Origin of the sequence: Vibrio fujianensis (assembly GCF_002749895.1) — a bacterium.
Taxonomy (GTDB): Bacteria; Pseudomonadota; Gammaproteobacteria; order Enterobacterales; family Vibrionaceae; genus Vibrio; species Vibrio fujianensis.
In genome coordinates this window covers 29,733-31,394 of record NZ_NBUS01000054.1, presented here as the reverse complement: position 1 = coordinate 31,394, position 1,662 = coordinate 29,733, and the positions used below count along the sequence as shown (strand labels likewise).

Genomic DNA, 1,662 nt, shown 5'->3' with positions numbered 1-1,662 from the left:
CACTCACTGGAACCAGCCGCTATATAAAAGGCGAAAAAGGAAAAGCCATTGTATCGGTTGCCGTAGAACCCGCCGAATCTCCTGTCATTACTCAAGCTTTAGCTGGTGAAGAAATCAAACCGGCACCACATAAAATTCAAGGGATTGGTGCCGGGTTTATTCCCGGCAACCTCGACTTAACACTGATAGATCGGGTTGAAACGGTCACATCCGATCAAGCCATTGACATGGCTCGTCGCCTTATGGAAGAAGAAGGTATCTTAGCTGGCATTTCTTCAGGCGCGGCGGTCGTTGCGGCTAATAGACTTGCAGAACTTCCTGAATTTGAAGGAAAAACCATCGTTGCTCTTCTACCAAGTTCGGCTGAACGTTACCTTAGCACTGCGCTATTTTCGGGTATTTTCACTGAAAAAGAAAACCAACAATAATATGTGGTGAAATCAAATTTTCGTTTAAAAAAGCCCCGTACTGGGGCTTTTTTGTTGATCCTTGCCCCACCTTTGGTAATATCGGGGTGTTTTATTTTTAGCTTCAAAATAAAGAAGCCAACTAGATTAGAATCAAGGGTTACCATTCGCTTTGACGAATAAAAACTGTTGATTGTTTTAGACGAGGATAAGCTCTAACACGAAAATACGTTTACTGCGCTAGCAGAAATGATCGGTTAAGGTTAAGCTTATGCAAGTTAACAACTTACAAAAACTAAATTAATTGGGGTATAAAACATGTACGAGAAGCAAGTAGAAATCACGGCAGAAAACGGCCTTCACACTCGTCCAGCAGCACAATTTGTTAAAGAAGCAAAAGCTTTTGATGCAGACATCACCGTAAGTTCAAACGGTAAAAGTGCGAGTGCCAAGAGCCTATTCAAACTTCAAACGCTAGGCCTAGTAAAAGGTACTGTTGTGACTATTTCTGCAGAGGGTCCTCAAGCTAAAGAAGCGGTTGACCACCTAGTTGCACTCATGGATCAGCTTCACTAATAAGCATTTCCTATTGGAAAATCCAAGCCATTTTGTCTTCAACAAAATGGCTTTATTGGAAATATGTCCGAGAATAGGCTACATATTATCGTTAGCACTAACGTCCATTTTCTCCCGTTTACAGTTGACCAATTTAAGGTAAGGCTATGATTTCAGGCATCCTAGCATCTCCTGGTATTGCTATAGGTAAAGCATTACTACTTCAAGAAGATGAAATTGTCCTAAACACAAACACCATTTCAGACGCTCAAGTTGATTCAGAAATTCAACGCTTCTATGACGCTCGTAAAAAATCAGCGGCTCAGCTTGAAGTAATCAAACAAAAAGCGCTGGAAACTTTTGGTGAAGAAAAAGAAGCCATCTTTGAAGGCCACATCATGTTGCTTGAAGATGAAGAGCTAGAAGAAGAAATTTTAGCGCTCATCAAAAACGACAAACTTTCTGCTGATAACGCTATTTACACAGTGATCGAAGAACAAGCAACCGCGCTTGAATCTCTTGATGATGAATACCTAAAAGAACGCGCAACTGATATCCGTGATATTGGTTCTCGTTTTGTAAAAAATGCACTTGGTATTCATATTGTATCTATTAGTGATATCGACGAAAAAGTCATTCTGGTTGCTTACGATCTAACGCCATCTGAAACGGCACAAATCAACCTTGATTACGTGCTTGG

2 protein-coding genes and 1 pseudogene are annotated in these 1,662 nt (G+C 40.8%); all 3 read left to right on the top strand.

Annotated features, from left to right (window positions below; genetic code table 11):
- Positions 1-428: pseudogene (locus B7C60_RS19300) on the top strand (pyridoxal-phosphate dependent enzyme); the annotation flags it as partial.
- A 297-nt stretch (positions 429-725) separates the two neighbouring features.
- Positions 726-983, top strand: a complete 258-nt coding sequence (locus tag B7C60_RS13310; RefSeq protein ID WP_099612086.1) for an HPr family phosphocarrier protein — start codon at positions 726-728, stop codon at positions 981-983.
- 146 nt (positions 984-1,129) lie between these two features.
- Positions 1,130-1,662, top strand: a 533-nt coding sequence (locus tag B7C60_RS19295) for a phosphoenolpyruvate-utilizing N-terminal domain-containing protein (protein WP_281251710.1), incomplete at its 3' end; no start/stop codon positions are given.

Excerpts from the sequence above, each read along its gene's own strand:
- B7C60_RS13310 (WP_099612086.1), top strand. The coding sequence starts at position 726 with ATGTACGAGAAGCAAGTAGAAATCACGGCAGAAAACGGCCTTCACACT.